The 1,565-nt window shown below is 71.8% G+C and carries 1 tRNA gene and 2 pseudogenes (1 of these 3 only partly in view); 2 read left to right on the top strand and 1 reads right to left on the bottom strand.

Going from position 1 to position 1,565, the window contains the following annotated elements:
• Positions 1-187 (bottom strand): annotated as a pseudogene (locus ACLBYD_RS18360) (selenide, water dikinase SelD); the annotation flags it as partial.
• 58 nt (positions 188-245) lie between these two features.
• Between ACLBYD_RS18360 and ACLBYD_RS18365 the strand changes: the two are divergent.
• Positions 246-340: transfer RNA gene (locus tag ACLBYD_RS18365), tRNA-Sec, on the top strand.
• Between the two features lie 32 nt (positions 341-372).
• Positions 373-1,565: pseudogene (gene selA / locus ACLBYD_RS18370) on the top strand (L-seryl-tRNA(Sec) selenium transferase); it runs 110 nt beyond the window's last position.

Genomic DNA, 1,565 nt, shown 5'->3' on the forward strand with positions numbered 1-1,565 from the left:
TCCGGACCGCGGCTCCGTCGTCGCCGTTCTCCACACCCACCAACAGTTCGCCGGAGGCCCGTCCACCCTGCAGACCGCCGAGCACCCGTTCGAGTTCACCCGGCGGAACCTTGCATGCGCAGCCGCCGCCGGCGGCGTACTGGGTGAGTCGGATGGCGCCCTCGGGAAGGTCGACGTGTGCGGTCATGAACCCAAACATACGGGCGAGTCGTAACCGAGTGCCCGACTTCGGTTAGGGTGAGCGCGGAGGTGGTTCTCGTCTGGTGACGGTCGCGGTCTTCAAAACCGTTGTGGCCCAGTATCTGGGCTGGGCGGGTTCGATTCCCGTCCGCCTCCGCCAAAAGTTTTCGTCGACCGTGGGATGAGGAGCGCGTGCCGGATCCGAGGCGGGACGTTCCCCGCACCGACCAGGTCCTGGCCGATCCGCGCCTGCGCGAGGCCGTCGACCGGCTCGGCGCCCGACTGGTCAAGCAGACCGTCGTCGCGGCCCAGCAACGGTGCCGCGACGGCGAGATCGGGCCCGACGCCGTCGCCGACGTCGCGGTCGCGTCGTTGCCGCAGCAGGCGACCACCCTGCGCCGCGTCGTCAACGCGACCGGCGTGGTGGTGCACACCAATCTCGGTCGCGCCCCGCTGTCCCGAGCGGCGGTCGAGGCCGTGTCCACCGCGGCGGGTGCCACCGACGTCGAACTCGACCTGGCCACCGGCCGGCGCGGACGGCGAGGACGCGGCGCCCTCGAGGCGCTCGCCGAACAGGTACCCGACGCCGGCGGCGTCCACGTCGTCAACAACGGTGCCGCGGCTCTCGCCCTGGTCACCCGGGTGCTCGCGCGCGGTGGTCGCTCGATCGTGATCGCACGGGGCGAACTGGTCGAGATCGGTGACGGCTTCCGGATCCCCGAACTGCTGGAATCCGTGGGCGCGACGCTGCGTGAGGTCGGCACCACCAACCGCGTGCGCCTGAGCGACTACGCCGCGGCCGTCGACGACGACACCGCCTTCGTCCTCAAGGTGCATCCCTCGAACTTCACCGTCAGCGGCTTCACGTCGTCGGTGTCGGTCCGGGAACTCAACGGACTCGGACCGCCCGTCGTGGTCGACATCGGATCGGGTCTGCTCGCGCCGCATCCGCGGCTGCCGAACGAACCCGACGCCACCACCGCGCTGCGTGCCGGCGCCGACCTGGTGACCGCCTCGGGCGACAAGCTCCTCGGCGGTCCGCAGGCCGGCCTGCTGCTCGGACGGGCCGAACTCGTGGAACGCCTGCGGCGCGACCCGTTCGCGCGGGCGCTGCGCGTCGACAAGCTCACCCTGGCTGCTCTCGAAGCGACCCTGACGGGACCGATGGCACCCGTGGCGTCGGCGCTGGCCTCCCGCGCGGAGGATCTCCGCGCCCGCGCACAGGCGATCTGCGTGGCGCTGCCCTCGGAGTGCCAACCCGAGGTGGTCGACTCCGACGGCGTCGTCGGGGGCGGCGGCGCCCCGGACGTCGTCCTGCCGAGCGTCGCTATCGCCCTGCCCGAACATCTCGCACTCCCGTTGCGGCTCGGTGAGCACCCCGTCGT

The organism is Rhodococcus sp. C26F (assembly GCF_053345925.1).